Consider the following 18,536-nt stretch of genomic DNA (forward strand, 5'->3'; position numbering starts at 1 on the left):
TTTAAGGCGCCCAGTGTCGCGATGGAGTTCCCCGGTGTCATGGCTTTTTTGTCAAAAGCCGCCATAGCCAGAATCAATAACGGAATTGGCCGCCCTGGATCTGCGCCAGCAATTGCCCGGTCACCGGCACATAGCTGTCCGAACCCGGCAACCAGGCGTAGACCGGGTCATTGCCAGCCTTGTCCGGGTCGAACCCTTGCTCCTTGAGCTTCACTTTCTGGTACTTGAACGTGCCGGTGGTTTCCATCTTCACCTTGATCCGCAAAAACAACGGCACCGCATAAGGGGGCAACTGGCCGTGGGCGAATTGCAGCAGTTCGCGCATGTCCAGGCTGGCCAGGGATTCGCTGGGGGTGATGGCGACCATGCCGGCGCGGCCGTTGGTGTTGTCGATTTCGACGCCATAGGCCACCACTTCAGCGATCTGCGGGTGTTTCAGCAGGACGTTTTCCACCTCGGTGGTCGAGACGTTTTCGCCCTTCCAGCGATAGGTATCCCCCAGGCGATCGACAAATTGCGCATGCCCGAAACCGATGCTGCGCACCAGGTCGCCGGTGTTGAAATAGCGGTCGCCTTTTTCGAATACGTCGGTCAGTACCACCTTGCGGTTCTTTTCCGGGTCGGTGTAACCGTCGAAGGGCGACTTATCATCAATGCGCGCCAATAACAGGCCCTGCCCGCCGGTGGGCACCTTGACCATGAACCCGTTGCTGCCGCGCAGCGGTTCACCAGTGTCATGGGCGTAGTCCACCAGCGCCCAATGCTGCAGGCAAAAGCCGATGGTGTTGTCAAAGTTCAGCACGTTGGTAAAGCCGATATTGCCGTCGCTGGCGGCATACAGTTCGCAGATATGCTCCACACCATAGCGCTGCTTGAACTGCGCCCACACACCGGGGCGCAGGCCGTTGCCGACCATCTTGGTCACCTGGTTATCACGGTCCTGCGCACTCGCGGGCTGGTCGAGCAGATAGCGGCACAGCTCACCGACATAGCCCAGGGTGGTCGCCTTGAACTTGCGTGCATCGTCCCAGAACTGGCTGGCGCTGAATTTGCGCCGAATGGCAAAGCCGGACGCACCGATAATCGCCGCCCCCCAGCACACGCACAGGCCGGTGGCGTGGTACAGCGGCAAGGTGCAATAGAGGACGTCCTGTGGCCCCATGTCCAGGGCGATACTGCCGAAGCTCACGGCGGTTTTGGTCCAGCGCCCGTGCTTCATGATGCCGGCCTTGGGCAAGCCGGTGGTGCCGGAGGTGTAGATATAGAAGCAGGGATCGTGGAAGAACACCTGCGCGGAACTCGCCGGGTTGTCCACCGGGCTTTCGGCACTGGCGGCCATCAGGTCGATGTAGCCGTCGGGCACCCTACTGCCCGGCTGATCGGCCACGAACCAAGTGCGCTCGGCCGGGATCTGGACTTGATCGCGCACTGCTGCGTAAGGGCTCAGCAATTCGGCACCGACCACAATGGCAACCGGCTTGACCAGGGTCAGGCTGTGTACCAGCGCCCCTTGAGTTTGCGCCGTGTTGAGCATGGCGCAGATGCCGCCCAGCTTGGCCACGGCCAGCACGTTGAGCAGCAACTCGGGGCGATTCTCGATAAACAGCGCTACCACATCGCCCTTGCGGATGCCCTGGGCCTGCAAGTGATGGGCAATGCGATTGGCGCACTGATTGGCGTCGCGGTAGCTGATCACGCTGTCCCCATACAGCAGGGCAGCACCGTCAGGGTTACGCAAGGTGGCTTGTTCGAAATGCCAGCCCAGGCCGCAGGGTTGGTTGGGGTCGGTGACGTTGGCCGCACGCATGCCGCGCACCACCCGTGGGAGCGCCCGAACAATGGCAGGCACCTTACGCAGCATCATGCGCCAGGTGATCATGTCGACTTGCTGATGAGTCATGGAGGGACGTCCCTTTTCTTATTCTTGGTCTGGTCCAGGTACATCGACTGGTGTAGCGGAAAATACGTCAGCGGTTCTTTGGCTGTACACGCGGGATTTGAAAAGTTTTGTATCTCGTGGCGGCCGGCCGATGCTATCTCCCTGACACCCCACCCTCAAATGTAGGAGCTGGCTTGTCGGGTCGGCGCATCGCTGCGATGACGACCTCCCAGCCGACCGGGATTTTTCCGAGCAAAAGACGGTCAGTATCATTACAGCCCTCCCCCTTCCTGCCGGAAAAATCACCGGGCAGATAGCGCAAAATGCAGGATGCACGATGGCCCTTCATGCAAATTGCACGAAAACGAAAATCCTATAAATTTATAACTTGCTGATTTATAACGATTTTTTAGAATATCCAATACTGGCACAATCACTGCACCTATCACTCCATGCTTGCCAACTTGAGCCAATGGAGCTGATAGACATGAGCCTGATCCAAGATAAATTCGCTTCAGTATTCTCCAACTACGACGTCACCACCCAGCCACGTCCGGACGGCGGTATCCTGTTGACCCTGCGCAACAGCGAAGGTAAGCAGGTCAAGCGCTCGATCTCTTATCAGCAGCTGCACACTGCCGACCAACTGACTTGGGTGATTAGCGCCATTCGCCGTGACCTGGCCGAACAGGCCAGCGAACTGCCGCAGATTTCGATGTTGCAAAGCCAGAACCGCTTTGCGCTGCCGACCTATCACTCGGCCTAATCTACACCTCTGAAAAAGGGCCGCGACGCTACTCAGCGTCGCGGCCCTTTTTCATGCCATTAACATAAGCCCTGCCGAACCGCCTCATTCTTTGCCTGCACACGGTTGGTGACATCCAACTTGCCGTAGATGTTGCGCAGATGAAATTTCACCGTGGCTTCAGAGGTGGCGCGAATCTGGCTGATTTCCCAGACAGTCTTGCCCTCGGAGGCCCATCGCAGGATTTCCAGCTCCGTGGGAGTCAGGGGCTTGCCGGACAAGCTCCGGCGTTTTCTGATAGCCGTGGGCACAATAACCGACGGGCGATACGTCTCCTCGGGGCCACTCATTGTTCTCTCCTTATATCTGCTGATGCGCTGCCATCTTTCGGATTCCTCCTATTGACAGATGGCATAAACATTTACGCTGAACAGAGAGTTACATAACGAGTGGAATCAAAGCGCACGGCAGAGAACAAACAGCTTTACCCTACAAATAATTAAGTTTCTTCCCACAGCAACTTCCAACTTCCCAGGGTTGAACATTCAGTTATCTACGCTTAGTCATCCAGTCCTGGAAAGCGAGTGGCAATCGCATCACAGGTCAACGAGGGCACAACGCCTTGGGCCGTGTTGAACAAACGCAGTGTCACACAGTGCGGGTTCTCGCCCATGTCGAACCAGTGCGGCACACCGGCCGGGATGATCAGCAAGTCATTCTTCTCACAGCGCAAGCTGTACACATAGTCGCCTATGTGCAGCGTAAACAGCCCCTGGCCTGCGATGAAGAAACGCACCTCGTCTTCACTGTAGGTACGTTCGCCCAGGAACTGCGCACGTACCACGTCCTTCTGCGGATGGTCTTGGGTCACGCTGACCACTTCCACAGCGGCGTAGCCGAGGGCTTCGATCTGAGCCTGGTAGGCTGCAATCATTTCAGCATCAGTGGCGCCCTTTTCTATCGGGCTGGGCTGCCAGCGCTCAAAACGCACGCAGTGCTCGGCCAGGGTCGACTGGATGTCGTCGGCATGGGTCAACACTTTGTTCGGGGTGTCTGGGGAGGCGATGGAGTAGACGGCTACATAGCTCATTGCACGGTTCCTTGGTTCGGCTCTTGCAATCGAAGGCCAATGATAATGGCGGCGGCCAGGGCCGCGAGGCTGGCGATACTGAACGTGAAGGTGGGCCCCAGCAGGTTCCAGCTGTAACCGGAATAGAGGGCGCCGAGCGCGCCGCCGGTGCCGGCCAGCGCGGCATAAAGGGCCTGACCCTGGCCTTGCTGGCGGTCACCGAAGCTGCGTTGCACAAAGGCAATTGCCGCCGCGTGAAAGCTGCCGAACGTGGCGGCGTGCATCAACTGCGCCACCAGCAGCAGCCAGAAAACTTCGGCAAATGAACCCAGCAGCCACCAGCGCAGCGCGGCCAGCAGGAAACTGGCGAGCAGCACCCGGCGCACCGAAAAGCGCGCAAGAATACGGCTCATGGCCAGGAACATCAGCACTTCCGCCACCACCCCCAGCGCCCACAGTAGGCCGATTACGCCGCGGCTGTAGCCCAAATGCTCCAGGTGCAGGGTCAGGAAGGTGTAATACGGGCCATGGCTCATTTGCATCAGCGCCACGCAGGCATAAAACGCCAGCACGCCGGGGCTGCGCAATTGTTTGAGAAAGCCATCGCCGGCCAGGCGGTGGCCGTGGCTGGCCGGCTGCGCGTTCGGTACCCAAAGGCTGGCGCCGATGATGCCGGCCATGATCACCACGACCACCACCGGGTAGATATCCAGGCTCAGCCAATCGAACAGGCGCCCCATGATCACCACGGTGAGGATAAAACCAATGGAGCCCCACAGACGGATCTGGCTGTAGCGCGAGGTTTGCTTGTGCAGGTGGGCCAGGGTGATGACTTCAAACTGCGGCAGCACCGCGTGCCAGAAGAACGCGTGCAGGGCCATGACCATCGCCAGCCAGGCGTAGGTCTTGCTGACAAAAATCAGGCAGAAGCTGGCCAGGGTGCACACCGCGCCGAATCGCACAATGGCCAGGCGCCGGCCGGTGTAGTCGCCGATCCAGCCCCACAGGTTGGGGGCCACGCAGCGCATCAGCATGGGAATCGCCACCAGTTCGCCGATGCGCGCGCTGGAGAAACCGAGGTGATCGAAGTACAGCGCCAGGAACGGCGCTGTCGCCCCCAGCAGGGCGAAATAGAACAGGTAGAAGCTGGAGAGGCGCCAGTATGGGAGGGCTGGGTTCATTTTATTCAGGGCTGCTTTGCAGCCCAGCGCGAGCAAGCTCGCTCACCACAATAAGCGCGCTCATTGCCCCAGGCGATCACAGTTGGCCCAGTACCGGGGTACTCACGCGCACATCGGCATTCTGCCCGCGGTTGCGCAGCAGGTGGTCCATCAGCACGATGGCCATCATGGCTTCGGCAATCGGTGTGGCGCGGATGCCGACGCACGGGTCGTGGCGGCCTTTGGTGATCACGTCCACCGGGTTGCCGTGCACATCGATCGAACGGCCAGGCGTGGTAATGCTCGACGTGGCCTTGAGCGCCAGGTGCGCCACGATCGGCTGGCCGGAAGAAATACCGCCGAGGATGCCGCCCGCGTTGTTGCTGAGGAAACCTTCAGGGGTCATCTCATCGCGATGCTCGGTACCGCGCTGGGATACGCAGGCGAAGCCGGCGCCGATTTCCACACCTTTCACCGCGTTGATGCTCATCAGCGCATGGGCCAGTTCGGCGTCGAGGCGATCAAAGATCGGCTCGCCCAGGCCCGGCTTCACGCCTTCGGCCACCACGGTGATCTTCGCGCCGACCGAATCCTGGTCGCGGCGCAACTGGTCCATGTAGGCTTCCAGTTCCGGCACCTTGTCCGGGTCGGGGCAGAAGAAGGCGTTGTCTTCGACGCTGTCCCAGGTCTTGAACGGGATTTCAATCGGCCCCAACTGGCTCATGTAGCCACGGATGACGATGCCCTGGGTGGCCAGGTATTTCTTGGCGATGGCGCCGGCGGCCACGCGCATGGCGGTTTCACGCGCCGAGCTGCGGCCACCGCCACGGTAGTCGCGTTCGCCGTATTTGTGGTGGTAGGTGTAGTCGGCATGGGCCGGGCGGAACAGGTCCTTGATCGCCGAGTAGTCCTTGGACTTCTGGTCGGTGTTGCGGATCAACAGGCCAATGGCGCAGCCCGTGGTGCGACCTTCGAACACTCCGGAGAGGATTTCGACTTCGTCCGGTTCCTGGCGCTGGGTGGTATGGCGGCTGGTGCCGGGCTTGCGGCGGTCGAGGTCGCGCTGCAGGTCGTCCAGGCTCAGCTCCAGGCCTGGCGGGCAGCCGTCGACAATGGCGACCAACGCCGGGCCATGGCTTTCGCCCGCGGTGGTGACAGTGAACAGCTTGCCGAAGGTATTGCCAGACATGCAGGGCGCTCCGTGAAATCAGTTGAATCAAGTCAACCGTAATAACTTAAGACGGCCAGTATACGCAGGCTAACCGACTAGTTCATCCTCGAAACCTTACCGGTAGACGTTGGTCCAACCGGCACCTCTCCAATGATGGCCCTATGATGCTGCGAGTTCTGCTGTTCACCCTCACCCTGTTCACCGCCGTGGCCCAGGCCGCCTCCCCTGTCGTCTTGCAACGCCCGATCAGCCTGGACACCGGCAGCGGCCAACTCTTTGGCTCGCTGCTCTTGCCGCAATCGGATAAACCGGTGCCGGTGGTGCTGATCATCGCCGGCTCCGGCCCCACCGACCGCAACGGCAACAGCGCCGACGGCGCGCGCAACGACAGCCTCAAGCGCCTGGCCTGGGTACTGGCCCGGCATAACATCGCCAGCGTGCGCTACGACAAGCGCGGCGTGGCTGCAAGCCTGGCGGCCACGCCGGATGAGCGCAACCTGACCCTGGAGGCGTATGTGGCCGACGCCGTGGCCTGGGGCAAGTTACTCAAGGCCGACAAGCGCATGGGCCCGCTGATTGTGCTGGGCCACAGCGAGGGCGCGCTGGTCGCCGCCCTCGCCGCGCCGCAACTTGAACCGGCCGGGGTCATTTCCTTGTCTGGCAGCGCCCGCCCGGTGGACCAGGTGATCCGTCAGCAACTGGCCGATCACTTGCCCCCTGCCCTGCTGCTGCGCAGCAATGAAATACTCGATCACCTCAAGGCCGGCCAGGTGGACGCCGACGTGCCGCGCCCATTGGAGGGCATTTTCCGACCCAGCGTGCAGCCGTATCTGATCAGCCTGTTCCGCGCCGATCCGTCGGCCGCCTTTGCGCGCTTGGACATGCCGGCGCTGATTATCCAAGGCACCAACGATATCCAGGTTGGCGTAGGTGATGCCCGGCAACTGAAGCAGGCCAAGCCCGACGCGCAGTTGACGGTGATCGAAGGCATGAACCACGTGATGCGCATCGTGCCCAATAACGTGAAGCAGCAACTGGCCTCCTACAACGACCCGAAACTGCCGCTGGCTGCGGAGCTGGGCCAACGTATCGTCAGCTTTATCGAAGGACTTCAACCCCGTTAAGCGGCAATTGGCCTCCAGTCCTGGGAAAAACGGCCGATAAGTCCAGAGTCGACAGTAAAAAGACTGTCGGCTCGCAGGGCTTGGACAGGATCGCGCCGCATGACAACCACCGAAACAACACCCGAATCGACCGCCGAGACCCCGGCCGCAACCGAAGCTGGCGCCGCAGCGGCCCTGCCGTGGGCCGACGTTCACGCCGAACATTTCAAGATGCTGCGCCTGGCCCCGCTGGCCACCGACCGCGCGACCGGCGCACGGCCGTTGCGCTTTGTGCAGTTCGGCTATGCCGAGCGCCATGATAAACACCACAGCCTGTTGCGCATGGTCATCCAGTTACCGGGCCAGCGAGTACGGCGCGAGCAGAACCACCTGGATATCTGGGTCGATCACGATAAACACCGCGTGCACTTCGGGCCCGGCAACAGTCTGGAAATCGAGCCGGCCAACCGCGGTATCGGGCGTTTCCTGGTGGCTCAAGGCGCCGCCTGGGCGAAGAAGAAGTGGTCCCACTACCGCGTCGACGGCGTGGACCTGGCCAACAAGGACGCCCTCAACGAAGCCACGCGCCTGCGCCGCGATCATTTCCTGCGTATCCAGGGTTTCGATGTGGCCTACGCCGATGTGCAGCACCTCAAAGGCAATGTGCAGCCCGGCAAGGTCAGCGAGGTGCTGGACAGCTGGAACACCGAGAAAGTGCAGTTCGTGGAGATCCTGGAAGCCGCGCAAATGCTGCAACAGGCCGAGCAGAACCTGGCGGAGCAGGAAGTGAAGCTGCGCAAGGAAGAGGAGAAAGTCACCAAGTTCAAGCGTGAGGACAGCGGGCTGCGCTTTACCATCACTTGTCTGGTGGCGTTTACGGTGTTCCAGGCGGGGTTGTTGATCTGGATTGCCACGCACCGCTGATAGATTGAAATGCAATCAAAATGGGGGAGCTGGCTTGCCTGCGATAGCGATGTATCAGTAGCACAAGTGCAAGCTGACCCACCGCTATCGCAGGCAAGCCAGCTCCCACATTGACCGAGTTTCTGCAGTTATATCCGGGCAGCGAAAACGGCCTGGTGTTGGCGGCACTGCTCAGCCGTGAGCATGAACACTCCATGCCCACCGCGCTTGAAGTCCAGCCAGGCGAAGTCCACTTCCGGGTACAGCGCCTCGACATGCACCTGGCTGTTGCCCACTTCGACAATCAGCAAGCCCTTCTCGGTCAGGTGGTCCGCCGCTTCGGCCAGCATCCGGCGTACCAGGTTCAGGCCGTCTTCACCGCAGGCCAGGCCCAGTTCCGGTTCGTGCTGGTATTCATCGGGCATGTCGGCGAAATCTTCGGCATCCACGTAGGGCGGGTTCGACACGATGAGGTCGAAACGCTGGCCGGGTAACCCGCCAAAACCATCGCCCTGCACGGTGTAGACGCGCTCGTCGACGCCATGGCGCTCGATGTTCTGGTTCGCCACTTCCAGGGCTTCGAAGGACAAGTCTCCCAGCACCACTTCGGCCTCGGGGAACTCATAGGCACAGGCGATGCCGATGCAACCGGAGCCGGTGCACAGGTCGAGGATGCGTGCCGGCGGCTGGGCCAGCCAGGGTTCGAAGCGGTCTTCAATCAGCTCGCCTATGGGTGAACGCGGGATCAATACGCGCTCATCGACGATAAACGACATGCCGCAAAACCAGGCTTCGTTCAACAGGTAGGCCGTCGGCACTCGCTCATGGATACGGCGATGCAGCAAGCGCTGCACGTGGGAGATTTCCTCTTCTTCCAGGTTGCAATCCAAATAGCTGTCGGCGATTTCCCACGGCAGGTGCAAGGCGCCCAGCACCAACTGTCGGGCTTCGTCCCAGGCATTGTCGGTGCCATGGCCAAAAAACAGCTCTTCCCCATGGAAACGGCTGACAGCCCAACGGATATGGTCGCGCAAGGTGCGCAGGCGGGAAGTGATCACGGGGGCAAGCTCCTGGAAAAAACGACTGGCGATTCTAACAGCCTTCACCTGTACCGACGATGTACGAAAAACCTGGCGCCGTACGTCGGATTTCATCCAATTTGCCCGCATTGTGTTAAACAGGCCTGCCTCTTGACATGGCTGCACGCCAGCAACGGCGTACCTTACGATAGTAGCGATTCACAGAAGCGCTCAGCCAGTGGACAATGTCGCAAAAGCCCCACTCACAGGAGCCCCAGAATGTCCGTTCCAAAGACGATGTTTCAACTCAGCGGTCGCGGTTACGCAGCAGCCAACCTCAATCATGCGACCCTGGTGATCATCGACGCCCAGAAAGAATACCTCAGCGGCCCGCTCGCCCTCTCGGGCATGGACGCGGCGGTAGAGAACATCAAGCAGCTTGTGACCGCAGCGCGCAGCGCCGGGCGCCCGATTGTGCATGTGCGCCACCTGGGCACCGTGGGCGGCCTGTTTGACCCCCAGGGCGAGCGCGGCGAATTCATTCCGGGCCTTGAGCCTGAGGGTGACGAAACCATCATCGGCAAACTGCTGCCTAGCGCCTTCCATGGCACCGGTCTGGAAAAGCACCTGCAAGACCTCGGCTCCCTGGACCTGATCGTCTGCGGTTTCATGAGCCACTCCAGCGTCAGCACCACCGTGCGCGCGGCCAAGAACCTGGGCTTTCGCTGCACCCTGGTGGAAGACGCCTGCGCCACCCGCGACCTGCCCTACAAGGGCGGTATCCTGAGCGCCGAGCATGTGCAGCAAACCGAAATGGCCATCATGGCAGACAACTTCGCCACCCTGGCGCTGGCCAAAGACTTGATCTGATCCTGCTGGCGGTGAGCGGCGTGTTTATTGCTCCGCTCATCCGCAAAGCCCTTTCATTTGGCGCATTTACCTCTCCCCCCGGAACAACCTGTGTATCTTCCGGTCGAAGGGCCGATACCCTGGAGGAAAGGTCGGAATGAAGATATCCGATGGTTTTGATGCTCGTCGCTTGCGCCCCAAGGGCCCGAGCAATTGGCGTCTGCGCCTGGTAGCGTGCATGGCCGCGTTGCTGGCGATAGTAGGCTTGTTGTTGGCGGGCGCTGGTGGCGCCGGCCTGTTTGGGCATTCGCCCGCCCTGGGCGAACTGAATGCCAGCCCGGGCGGCTCGGCACTTCTGCTGGGGATCGGCTTGCTGGTGCTGTGGTTGGGCGTGTGGCTATGGCGTCGCAGCCGTCGGAAAATGCGCCAGCCGCTGTCGTTGAATATCGCCTCTCACCTGATGAAAAAGCACGACTGATGGCGCTTGGATAGCGTTTCCTGCGCCCTGGCCGCCGCGATTTAGGTAAACTGCCCGCCCTTCGCGGAGGCTGACATGCAAGACGACGATTTTTCCCTGTTCAAAAACGAGCTGCGCGGCGTCAAGCCGATCAAGCACGACCGCGCCGACACCGGCAAACCCAAGACTGACCGGGCGCAGATCGCCAAGCTGCGCCAGGCCGCGACCGTGCGCACCGATGCCACCACCGTGGATGGCCTGTCTGACCAGTTCGTGATCGACGTCGGCCCCGAAGATGAACTGATGTGGGCCCGCGACGGCGTGCAGGAAAGCCAGATGCGCAAGCTCAAGGCTGGCCAGATCCCGTTCGAAGGCAGCCTCGACCTGCACGGCATGACCGTGGAAAAAGCCCGGGAAACCCTCTGGGCCTTCCTGGCCGAAGCGACCAAATTCGAAATCCGCTGCGTGCGCGTCACCCACGGCAAGGCGGTGCGGTTGGACGGGAAACGGCCGATGATCAAAAGCCACGTCAATACCTGGCTGCGCCAGCATGCCCAGGTGCTCGGCTTTACCTCCTGCCAGGCTCGTCACGGCGGCGCCGGCGCGGTGTATGTGATGCTCAAGCGCACCATGATGGAAGGGCGCGACGAGTAACAAGTGCCATCGTCAGGCTTGCAGCGATGTGTCCGCCACCGTAACCTTGCGCTTTGCGAAAATCCCACAGGTAGTTTCATGTCCCTGGAACAGAATTACACCGCGATCCTCGGCCAACTCGGCGAGGACGTGTCCCGCGAGGGCCTGCTCGACACGCCAAAGCGTGCCGCCAAGGCAATGCAGTACCTCTGCCGCGGTTATGAACAGACACTCGAAGAAGTCACCAACGGTGCCTTGTTCAGCTCTGACAACAGCGAAATGGTGCTGGTCAAGGACATCGAGCTGTACTCGTTGTGCGAGCATCACCTGCTGCCGTTTATCGGCAAGGCCCACGTGGCCTATATCCCGAGCGGCAAAGTGCTGGGCCTGTCGAAGGTCGCGCGTATTGTCGACATGTATGCGCGCCGCCTGCAGATCCAGGAAAACCTCAGCCGCCAGATCGCCGACGCCGTGTTGGAAGTCACAGGCGCCCTGGGCGTGGCCGTGGTGATCGAGGCCAAGCACATGTGCATGATGATGCGCGGTGTCGAGAAACAGAATTCGTCGATGATCACCTCGGTGATGCTGGGTGAGTTCCGCGAGAACGCGGCCACCCGCAGCGAATTTCTCAGCCTGATCAAGTAACCGGCCAGGCAGGAAAAAACCGGCGTTCATCGCCGGTTTTTTTTCGCCTGCAGAAATCAGGTAAGCTGCGCCCCCTCAGTCATGGGCAAGAGGTTTCAGCCATGTTCGTCAAAGCACTTCGAGTGGGCCTCGGCCACGTCATCATCGCGGGCGACTTTCTTACCCGCCCACGTAAAAAACAACGCCCGGCGGAGCAACAGGCCAAGGTCAATGCTGCAGCCAAGGACCTGACCCTGTATCAGTTCCACGCCTGCCCGTTCTGCGTGAAGACCCGTCGCACCCTGCACCGCCTGAATGTGCCGGTGGCGCTCAAGGACGCGAAGAACAACGAGCAGGACCGCCAGACCCTGCTGGAGCAAGGCGGCAAGATCAAAGTGCCGTGCCTGCGCATCGAAGAGAACGGCCAGACCACCTGGATGTATGACTCCAAGGTCATCATTGACTACCTGGACAAGCGCTTCGCTGCGATCTGAAGCCCACGGCGGTCAATGTGGGGCTTGCCTGCGATGCGGGCACCGCGGTGCAGCAGATGTACCGAGGTGATGCAATCGCAGGCAAGCCAGCTCCCACATTTGCTCTGCTGTGTTCTTAATTCGGTGTTGTCAGGTCGAGATTCAACAGTGCCGAACCCAGGCACTTGCCGTGGGCGTCCAGGGCCAGCGAGCGGGTTACGCCGCCGCGCAGGATTCCCGGCAGGACGAAGTTCAGCGCCTGCACGTTCGGCAACTCATGACGCTGAACCGGTGCCGCATCGGGATCGCGTAAATCGGCAAAGAACTCGGCCACGCGCTCAGCCGTCAGTTGTTCACACAGCAACGGATAATCCTCGGCGCGATAGGCAATGATCGAGATGTTCGACGTGTCGCCCTTATCCCCGGTGCGGGAATGGGCCAGCCTGTGCAGTTTCATTCTTCAATCCTCGGTTTGACCGCTTCACGGGACAACAGCAACGACGCCACCGCCACCACCTGACGCACGCTCTTGCTCGCCCCACCGCCGCCGGCCGGGCCGTTGGTGTAGAGGGTCTCCACTTCATTGCCGATCCGCACGGCGTCGCTGCGCTCGTCACACCGGGCAGCGACCCGCAGGCGCACTTCCCAAGGCTCGACGCTGCTGCGCAGGCCGTGCAATGAGTCCATGCCGATCAACTCGGCGCGCAGGTCCTGCATGTTGACGCCGATCAACGCCAGACGTTTGAGCACCACTTCCCGCGCCAACTCAGCCCGTGCGACAGCACCGGGACCGCCGTAAGACATCTGCCCTTCACCAATCCAACCGTCCAGATAACCGACGCTGACCTTCAGCTGTTCAGGCCGGGCACGCCCGCTGGCTCCTTGGGCACGCACCCGGTCCACGCCCTCCTCGACAAACCCGACCTGGGAAAAGTCGGCCGTCACATCCGGGGTCAAGTAGGCTGCCGGGTCGTGAACTTCATAAATCAGTTGTTCGGCGCAGGTCGCGTGGCTGACCCGCCCACCGGAGCCTGCCACCTTGGTGATCACTGCATTGCCGTCGGCGTCGACCTCGGCCAGGGGAAAGCCCAGGCGCGCCAGATCCTCCACATCCTTGAAGCCTGGATCGACGAAATAACCGCCACTGACCTGCCCCGCGCACTCGAGCAAATGCCCCACCAACGTGCCCCGGCCCAGTCGCGGCCAATCATCGAAGGCCCAGCCGAACTCGAACATCTGCGGCGCCAGGAACAGCGAAGGGTCGGCCACGCGCCCGGTGATCACCACATCGGCGTCGGCGTGCAACGCGTTAAGAATGCCCTCCACACCCAAGTAGGCATTCGCGGAAATCAGCCGCTCGCCCAATGCGCCTACGGTCTGGCCATTATCCAGCAACTGCTCGGCAGACAAGGTATGCAGCACGTCATCCCCGACCACCGCCACAACCTTGAGGCCCAGGCCCAGCTCGCCGGCAATGCGCCGCACTTCCCCGGCCGCCGCCAACGGGTTTGCCGCCCCCATGTTGGTGATCACCCGCAGGCGTCGACGCCCCGCCCGCTGCCCCACAAAGGGCAAGACACGGCGCATGCGCTCAGCCAGCAGCGGGTCATAACCGCCCTGCGGGTCGCTGATGCGCGCCTGTTGCGCCAGGGCGATGGTGCGTTCGGCCAGGCATTCGAAGACCAGGTAATCCAGGTCGCCGTGTTCGGCCAGTTCCACCGCAGGTTCTATACGGTCGCCGGAGTAGCCGGCGCCGGAGCCGATGCGCAAGGTGTTCATCTCAAATCACTCCCAGGAGCAACGCCGTCAGGGTCATCAACACCGAGGCGGCAAACAGGAAAGGAATGGTGAAGCGCTGGTGATCGGCCAGTTCGATCTTGCACAGGCCCACCAGCAGGAAGGTCGCAGGCGTCAGCGGGCTGACCGGGAAGCCGGTGGTGTGCACGCCCAGCAGCGAAGCCTGGGCCACCTGAAGCGGGTCGACGCCCAGGGCCTTGCCGACTTCGGCGATCACCGGCATCACGCCGAAATAGTAGGAATCGGGGTCAAACAACATGCTCAGGGGCATGGACAAGAAGCCCACGACGGCCGGGATCAACTTGCCGTGGCCCGCCGGGATCTGCGCCACCGCCACTTCGGCGATGGCCTTGAGCATGCCGGTGCCTTGCATGATGCCGGTAAATACCCCGGCGGCGAGCAGGATACTGGCCATGGTCAGGGCGGTTTTCGCATGGGCGTCGATGCGCGCACGCTGGGCGTCCACGTTGGGATAGTTGATGCACAAGGCAACCACGGTGCCGAGCATGAACATTACCACCGGGTCCACCCAGCCGGCGATCATCACCACCATCACCAGCACGGTCAGCATCAGGTTGACCCAGAACAACCGTGGACGACGCAGCGTGATGTCGTCATCGCTGAGCACTCGTTGCGGCACCGCCTCCACGCTGGAACCGGCGCCCAGGCCGAGGCGCTTTTCTTCGCGATGGCCCAGCCACCAGGCGCAGGCGAAGACAAAGATCAGCCCGACGATCTGAACCGGGATCAATGGTTGGAACAGGTCGGCCACCGGCACATGCAAGGCCGCCGACGAACGCAGCACCGGGCCGGTCCAGGGCAGGAAGTTGACGCCTGCGGCCATCGCACATACGCAGGCGAGGATGCGTTTATCAATGCCGAGGCGCGTATACAGCGGCAGCATCGCCGGCACCGTCACCAAGAAAGTCACAGCGCCAGAGCCGTCCAGGTGTACCAGCAACGCCAGGGTCGCAGTACCCACCACAATTCGTGTAGGACGCGTCCCGACCGTGCGCAGGATGCGATCAATGATGGGATCGAGCATGCCCGCGTCGGTCATGATCCCGAAAAACAGGATCGCGAACACAAACATGCCCACCACAGGGGCGACGTTCTTGATACCGGTAATGATGAAGGCGCTGGTTTGCAGGCCAAATCCACCGATCAGCGCGGCAATGATCGGCAAGGCGATCAAGGCCACCAGCGGCGAGAGGCGCTTGCTCATGACGGCAGCGAGCAGGCACAGGATGGTGATGACACCCAGGGTTGCGAGCATGGGTTACTCCAGGGCGGCCTGGTTGGCCGGTTATTGTTTTCCCTGGAGTATTGGAATCGCGCTAGGCTTTGTAAATTGCAATATTCAGCCACCAGCGTTCGGAAAAACAAAATGAAGCGACGCGCATGAAAAACAGCATCCAGCACATTCAAGCTTTCCTTGCGGTTGCCCGCACAGGCAGCTTCACCAAGGCGGCCAACGAACTGCATCTGTCGCCGTCGGCCCTCACCGTGCAGGTGCAACAACTGGAAGACTGGCTCGGCGTCGCCCTGCTCGACCGCAGCCCGCGCCACGTGAGCATTACCGCTGCGGGCCAGGAGGCGCGCGGGCCCATGGAAAAACTGCTGCTGGACCTGGACAACATCGTCACCGGCTCCCGCGACCTCGCCGCCTTGCGCCGCGGCGTGGTGACCATTGCCGCCCTGCCCTCAGTCTGCGCAGGCGCTCTGCCCCCGGCCTTGCGCCTGTTTCGCCAACGCTTCGCCGGCATCGAAGTGCGCCTGCATGACCTGGTGGCCCAGCGCATTCATGCAAAGGTTCGCAACGGCGAAGTGGATTTCGGCATCGGCGTGCGCGCCCGCCTGAGCCACGGGCTGGACTTCGTGCCGGTGCTCAATGATCGGCTGTGCGCATTTGTGCCATCGGGCCATGCGCTCGCCCGCCATCGCCAACTGACTCTGGAACAATTGGCGGACCAGCCGATCATCCTGACCGGCCGCGACAGCAGTGTGCGCGAGCAAGTGGACACGCTGTTCGATGAGACACGGCTGACGCTGAACGCCGGCATGGAGGCCAACTACATGTCGACCGTATTGGCCTTGGTGCGCCAGGGCCTGGGCATCAGTGTGTTGCCGGAGTCAGCGGCCGATAGCCTGGAAGGTTTGAAGCGGATCAGCATCGATCATCCCGGGGTGAATCGAGAGATCGGGTTGATCAGCCGTAGCGGGATGGGCTTGAGCCCGGCGGCGCAGCGCTGCTTTGAACTGCTCAACAAAGCACTGCCTGACACGCCGCCGCGCTAAATGTGGGAGCTGGCTTGCCTGCGATGCAGACACCTCGGTTTAGCCGGGGCGCCAGGGTGACGCTATCGCAGGCAAGCCAGCTCCCACATTGGGCCGAGGGAGTCAGTCGAGCATCGCCACGTACTTGGGATGACTGGCCACGCGCTGCAACCACGCCTGCACCGCCGGATACGGCGCCAGGTCAAAGCCGCCTTCATGGGCCACATGGGTGTAGGCATACAACGCAATATCGGCAATGGAAAACTGCTCGCCCACTAAATAAGGCGTGGCTTCAAGCTGACGCTCCATCACTCTCAAGGCCTTGTAACCGCCTTTGTGGGTGGTCTTGTATTCTTCCAGCCGATCCTCGGGCATGTTCAGGTAGAACTGAATAAACCGCGCCACCGCAATGTAAGGCTCATGGCTGTACTGCTCGAAAAACTGCCACTGCAATACCTGGGTACGCAGGCGCGGTTCGGTCGGCAGGAATTCGCTGCCATCGGCGAGGAAGTTGAGAATCGCGTTGGACTCCCACAGGCAGGTGCCGTCTTCAAGCTCCAATACCGGGACCTTGCCATTGGGGTTCTTGGCCAGGAACTCAGGGGTCTGGGTATCGCCCTTGAGGATATCGATATCGATCCATTCATACGGGATGCCCAACAGATTGAGCATCAATTTGACCTTGTAGCAATTGCCCGACTTGTAATCGCCATAAACCTTGTACATGGGGCTCCCCTTTTCGCCGCGCTGACCGAATGCTTGCGCCCACAAGGTGCGGGTATCGAAGGCTTGTTTCAAGGCGTTGCGCAGAATAAATCCCTTGGCCTGCGCCTTTCATCCCTTTTCGCCGAGACAATCGAAAACATTATTTGCTTTATTTGTATACAAAAGCATAATTCGCTTCGTGCGAGTTCCTGACCTTTTGGTCAACAAACCCGCCGGTACCTCAAAGCGCTGTTGCCCACTCATGTGACCGGCGCTGGAAATAACAATAAAACGATTGAGGAGTACTCGCTGTGGATAGCCGTAAAACCGAAGCCCCTACGTTGGACCTGGCCGCGCCCCGAGGCGGTTGGCTGGAACGCCTGTTCAAACTGCGCTTGCATGGCACCACAGTGAAGACCGAGCTGATCGCCGGCCTCACCACCTTTATCACCATGGCCTACATCATTTTCGTCAACCCCAATATCATGGCCGATGCCGGTATCGACCACGGCGCGGCTTTCGTCGCCACCTGCATCGCCGCGGCGCTGGGTTGCCTGCTGATGGGCCTGTACGCCAACTGGCCAGTGGGCCTGGCGCCGGGCATGGGCTTGAACGCGTTTTTCACCTACACCGTGGTCGGCACCATGGGTTACACCTGGGAAACCGCCCTCGGCGCGGTGTTTATTTCCGGCGTGCTGTTCATGATCCTGACGCTGTCGCGCATCCGCGAATGGCTGCTCAACAGTATTCCGGTTAGCCTGCGCCATGCCATGGGCGCCGGCGTGGGTTTGTTCCTGGGGGTGATCGGCCTGAAAACCGCCGGCATCATTGTCGACAGCCCGGCTACGCTGATCAAGCTCGGCTCCCTGCATGAGCCCGCGCCGTTGCTGGCGGCGGTGTGCTTCCTGCTGATTGCTATCCTCAGTTATCACCGCGTATTCGGCGCAATTCTCATCAGCATCATCGCCGTGACCCTGGCCGGCTGGGGCCTGGGCCTGGTGCACTACAACGGCATTCTCGCCACCCCACCGAGCCTGGCACCGACCTGGATGGCCATGGACGTGATGGGTGTGTTCAATGTGAGCATGATCAGCGTGGTATTTGCCTTTCTTTTTGTACACATGTTCGACACTGCCGGTACACTGATGGGCGTTGCGCAACGCGCAGGACTTGTGAATGCCGATGGCAAGATCGACAACCTGTCTCGCGCCTTGAAGGCTGACAGTGCGTCCAGCGTGTTCGGCGCCATGGTCGGTGTACCGCCGGTGACCAGCTATGTAGAAAGTGCCGCCGGTGTGGCTGCTGGCGGCCGTACGGGTTTGACCGCGGTGACCGTGGGCATATTGTTCGTGGCGGCGATGTTTTTTGCGCCGCTGGCCGGCATGATTCCCGCCTACGCCACCGCGGGCGCGTTGATTTACGTTGCGATGCTGATGATGGCGAGCATGGCCCATATCAACTGGGATGAAGCCACCGACAGCATTCCGGCAATCGTCACCGCGATCATGATGCCGTTGACGTTTTCGGTCGCCGACGGAATCGCCCTGGGTTTTATCACTTACGTGGCGTTGAAAGCCGGCACCGGCAAGTACCGTGAGATTTCCATCAGCCTTTGGGTGCTGTGCGCGATCTTTATCGCCAAGTTCATCTTTCTGTAGTTCGGGAAGGGCTG

General features: G+C 61.0%; 20 protein-coding genes. 10 read left to right on the forward strand and 10 right to left on the reverse strand.

Annotated features, from left to right (window positions below):
• Positions 1-73 precede the first annotated feature (73 nt).
• Positions 74-1,900 carry a long-chain-acyl-CoA synthetase gene (locus tag RHM69_RS11335; RefSeq protein WP_014719272.1) on the reverse strand — a complete coding sequence of 609 codons (1,827 nt, stop codon included), beginning with the start codon at positions 1,898-1,900 and terminating at the stop codon, positions 74-76.
• A 466-nt stretch (positions 1,901-2,366) separates the two neighbouring features.
• Here RHM69_RS11335 and RHM69_RS11340 point away from each other — a divergent pair, with 466 nt between their 5' ends.
• Positions 2,367-2,645 (forward strand): DUF3509 domain-containing protein, encoded by a 279-nt coding sequence (locus tag RHM69_RS11340; RefSeq protein ID WP_003172952.1) that lies wholly within the window; start codon positions 2,367-2,369, stop codon positions 2,643-2,645.
• Positions 2,646-2,704: 59 nt separating this feature from the next.
• On the opposite strand, the gene RHM69_RS11345 is transcribed toward RHM69_RS11340, so the two are convergent.
• The 4 genes from RHM69_RS11345 to aroC all read right to left on the reverse strand — a co-directional run bounded on the left by RHM69_RS11345 (position 2,705) and on the right by aroC (position 6,042).
• Positions 2,705-2,974, reverse strand: a complete 270-nt coding sequence (locus RHM69_RS11345; protein WP_014719273.1) for a response regulator transcription factor — start codon at positions 2,972-2,974, stop codon at positions 2,705-2,707.
• A gap of 209 nt (positions 2,975-3,183) precedes the next feature.
• Entirely contained in the window at positions 3,184-3,714 is a 531-nt protein-coding gene (locus RHM69_RS11350; RefSeq protein WP_019818574.1) for a 1,2-dihydroxy-3-keto-5-methylthiopentene dioxygenase, read from the reverse strand.
• Positions 3,711-4,874, reverse strand: coding sequence for an MFS transporter (locus RHM69_RS11355; protein WP_102667009.1), 1,164 nt, complete (start codon positions 4,872-4,874; stop codon positions 3,711-3,713). Before RHM69_RS11355 ends, RHM69_RS11350 begins: the two co-directional genes overlap by 4 nt.
• A 76-nt stretch (positions 4,875-4,950) precedes the next feature.
• Entirely contained in the window at positions 4,951-6,042 is a 1,092-nt protein-coding gene (gene aroC, locus RHM69_RS11360) for a chorismate synthase (RefSeq protein ID WP_014719276.1), read from the reverse strand.
• A 143-nt stretch (positions 6,043-6,185) separates the two neighbouring features.
• Here aroC and RHM69_RS11365 point away from each other — a divergent pair, with 143 nt between their 5' ends.
• Positions 6,186-7,148 (forward strand): alpha/beta hydrolase, encoded by a 963-nt coding sequence (locus tag RHM69_RS11365; RefSeq protein WP_019818577.1) that lies wholly within the window; start codon positions 6,186-6,188, stop codon positions 7,146-7,148.
• 99 nt (positions 7,149-7,247) lie between these two features.
• The gene (locus RHM69_RS11370; RefSeq protein ID WP_019818578.1) at positions 7,248-8,051 is read left to right on the forward strand and encodes a hypothetical protein; all 804 of its coding nucleotides are present in this window, start codon (positions 7,248-7,250) and stop codon (positions 8,049-8,051) included.
• A gap of 128 nt (positions 8,052-8,179) precedes the next feature.
• Here RHM69_RS11370 and prmB read toward each other — a convergent pair whose 3' ends face one another.
• Positions 8,180-9,088 carry a 50S ribosomal protein L3 N(5)-glutamine methyltransferase gene (prmB, locus tag RHM69_RS11375; protein WP_200600095.1) on the reverse strand — a complete coding sequence of 303 codons (909 nt, stop codon included), beginning with the start codon at positions 9,086-9,088 and terminating at the stop codon, positions 8,180-8,182.
• A gap of 240 nt (positions 9,089-9,328) precedes the next feature.
• On the opposite strand from prmB, the gene RHM69_RS11380 reads away from it, so the two are divergent.
• The 5 genes from RHM69_RS11380 (at position 9,329) to RHM69_RS11400 (ending at position 12,106) form a co-directional block, all read left to right on the forward strand.
• On the forward strand, positions 9,329-9,919 hold the full coding sequence (locus RHM69_RS11380; RefSeq protein ID WP_014719280.1) for a cysteine hydrolase family protein: 591 nt from the start codon (positions 9,329-9,331) through the stop codon (positions 9,917-9,919).
• A 136-nt stretch (positions 9,920-10,055) separates the two neighbouring features.
• Positions 10,056-10,376 (forward strand): hypothetical protein, encoded by a 321-nt coding sequence (locus RHM69_RS11385; RefSeq protein WP_014719281.1) that lies wholly within the window; start codon positions 10,056-10,058, stop codon positions 10,374-10,376.
• 75 nt (positions 10,377-10,451) lie between these two features.
• On the forward strand, positions 10,452-11,009 hold the full coding sequence (locus tag RHM69_RS11390; RefSeq protein WP_003192796.1) for a Smr/MutS family protein: 558 nt from the start codon (positions 10,452-10,454) through the stop codon (positions 11,007-11,009).
• Positions 11,010-11,087: 78 nt separating this feature from the next.
• Positions 11,088-11,633 carry a GTP cyclohydrolase I FolE gene (folE, locus tag RHM69_RS11395; RefSeq protein WP_014719282.1) on the forward strand — a complete coding sequence of 182 codons (546 nt, stop codon included), beginning with the start codon at positions 11,088-11,090 and terminating at the stop codon, positions 11,631-11,633.
• 101 nt (positions 11,634-11,734) lie between these two features.
• Entirely contained in the window at positions 11,735-12,106 is a 372-nt protein-coding gene (locus RHM69_RS11400; protein WP_020302241.1) for a glutathione S-transferase N-terminal domain-containing protein, read from the forward strand.
• 115 nt (positions 12,107-12,221) lie between these two features.
• On the opposite strand, the gene RHM69_RS11405 is transcribed toward RHM69_RS11400, so the two are convergent.
• Genes RHM69_RS11405 through RHM69_RS11415 form a run of 3 tightly spaced genes read right to left on the reverse strand, consistent with a single transcriptional unit; the run spans position 12,222 to position 15,158 of the window.
• A complete protein-coding gene (locus RHM69_RS11405; RefSeq protein ID WP_038450998.1) occupies positions 12,222-12,542 on the reverse strand; it encodes a hypothetical protein in 321 nt (106 codons plus the stop codon).
• Entirely contained in the window at positions 12,539-13,864 is a 1,326-nt protein-coding gene (locus RHM69_RS11410; RefSeq protein ID WP_200600097.1) for an acyclic terpene utilization AtuA family protein, read from the reverse strand. Before RHM69_RS11410 ends, RHM69_RS11405 begins: the two co-directional genes overlap by 4 nt.
• Before the next feature lies 1 nt (position 13,865).
• On the reverse strand, positions 13,866-15,158 hold the full coding sequence (locus RHM69_RS11415) for a CitMHS family transporter (RefSeq protein WP_003192804.1): 1,293 nt from the start codon (positions 15,156-15,158) through the stop codon (positions 13,866-13,868).
• Positions 15,159-15,283: 125 nt separating this feature from the next.
• Between RHM69_RS11415 and RHM69_RS11420 the strand changes: the two genes are divergently transcribed.
• Positions 15,284-16,180: a LysR family transcriptional regulator gene (locus tag RHM69_RS11420; protein WP_014719286.1), complete on the forward strand. Its 897-nt coding sequence runs from the start codon at positions 15,284-15,286 to the stop codon at positions 16,178-16,180.
• A gap of 102 nt (positions 16,181-16,282) precedes the next feature.
• Here RHM69_RS11420 and RHM69_RS11425 read toward each other — a convergent pair whose 3' ends face one another.
• Positions 16,283-16,885 carry a glutathione S-transferase family protein gene (locus RHM69_RS11425; protein ID WP_019818586.1) on the reverse strand — a complete coding sequence of 201 codons (603 nt, stop codon included), beginning with the start codon at positions 16,883-16,885 and terminating at the stop codon, positions 16,283-16,285.
• 290 nt (positions 16,886-17,175) lie between these two features.
• Between RHM69_RS11425 and RHM69_RS11430 the strand changes: the two genes are divergently transcribed.
• The gene (locus RHM69_RS11430; RefSeq protein WP_014719288.1) at positions 17,176-18,522 is read left to right on the forward strand and encodes an NCS2 family permease; all 1,347 of its coding nucleotides are present in this window, start codon (positions 17,176-17,178) and stop codon (positions 18,520-18,522) included.
• Positions 18,523-18,536 lie beyond the last annotated feature (14 nt).

Source organism: Pseudomonas sp. CCI1.1, from assembly GCF_034348165.1.
Classification (GTDB): domain Bacteria; phylum Pseudomonadota; class Gammaproteobacteria; order Pseudomonadales; family Pseudomonadaceae; genus Aquipseudomonas; species Aquipseudomonas paracarnis.

Coding starts and splice junctions, on each gene's coding strand:
- RHM69_RS11370 (WP_019818578.1), top strand. CDS start 7,248: ATGACAACCACCGAAACAACACCCGAATCGACCGCCGAGACCCCGGCC.
- RHM69_RS11420 (WP_014719286.1), top strand. CDS start 15,284: ATGAAAAACAGCATCCAGCACATTCAAGCTTTCCTTGCGGTTGCCCGC.
- RHM69_RS11390 (WP_003192796.1), top strand. CDS start 10,452: ATGCAAGACGACGATTTTTCCCTGTTCAAAAACGAGCTGCGCGGCGTC.
- RHM69_RS11415 (WP_003192804.1), bottom strand. CDS start 15,158: ATGCTCGCAACCCTGGGTGTCATCACCATCCTGTGCCTGCTCGCTGCC.
- folE (WP_014719282.1), top strand. CDS start 11,088: ATGTCCCTGGAACAGAATTACACCGCGATCCTCGGCCAACTCGGCGAG.
- RHM69_RS11340 (WP_003172952.1), top strand. CDS start 2,367: ATGAGCCTGATCCAAGATAAATTCGCTTCAGTATTCTCCAACTACGAC.
- RHM69_RS11400 (WP_020302241.1), top strand. CDS start 11,735: ATGTTCGTCAAAGCACTTCGAGTGGGCCTCGGCCACGTCATCATCGCG.
- aroC (WP_014719276.1), bottom strand. CDS start 6,042: ATGTCTGGCAATACCTTCGGCAAGCTGTTCACTGTCACCACCGCGGGC.
- RHM69_RS11410 (WP_200600097.1), bottom strand. CDS start 13,864: ATGAACACCTTGCGCATCGGCTCCGGCGCCGGCTACTCCGGCGACCGT.
- RHM69_RS11335 (WP_014719272.1), bottom strand. CDS start 1,900: ATGACTCATCAGCAAGTCGACATGATCACCTGGCGCATGATGCTGCGT.
- RHM69_RS11345 (WP_014719273.1), bottom strand. CDS start 2,974: ATGAGTGGCCCCGAGGAGACGTATCGCCCGTCGGTTATTGTGCCCACG.
- RHM69_RS11355 (WP_102667009.1), bottom strand. CDS start 4,874: ATGAACCCAGCCCTCCCATACTGGCGCCTCTCCAGCTTCTACCTGTTC.
- RHM69_RS11425 (WP_019818586.1), bottom strand. CDS start 16,885: ATGTACAAGGTTTATGGCGATTACAAGTCGGGCAATTGCTACAAGGTC.
- RHM69_RS11350 (WP_019818574.1), bottom strand. CDS start 3,714: ATGAGCTATGTAGCCGTCTACTCCATCGCCTCCCCAGACACCCCGAAC.
- RHM69_RS11385 (WP_014719281.1), top strand. CDS start 10,056: ATGAAGATATCCGATGGTTTTGATGCTCGTCGCTTGCGCCCCAAGGGC.
- RHM69_RS11380 (WP_014719280.1), top strand. CDS start 9,329: ATGTCCGTTCCAAAGACGATGTTTCAACTCAGCGGTCGCGGTTACGCA.
- RHM69_RS11405 (WP_038450998.1), bottom strand. CDS start 12,542: ATGAAACTGCACAGGCTGGCCCATTCCCGCACCGGGGATAAGGGCGAC.
- RHM69_RS11365 (WP_019818577.1), top strand. CDS start 6,186: ATGATGCTGCGAGTTCTGCTGTTCACCCTCACCCTGTTCACCGCCGTG.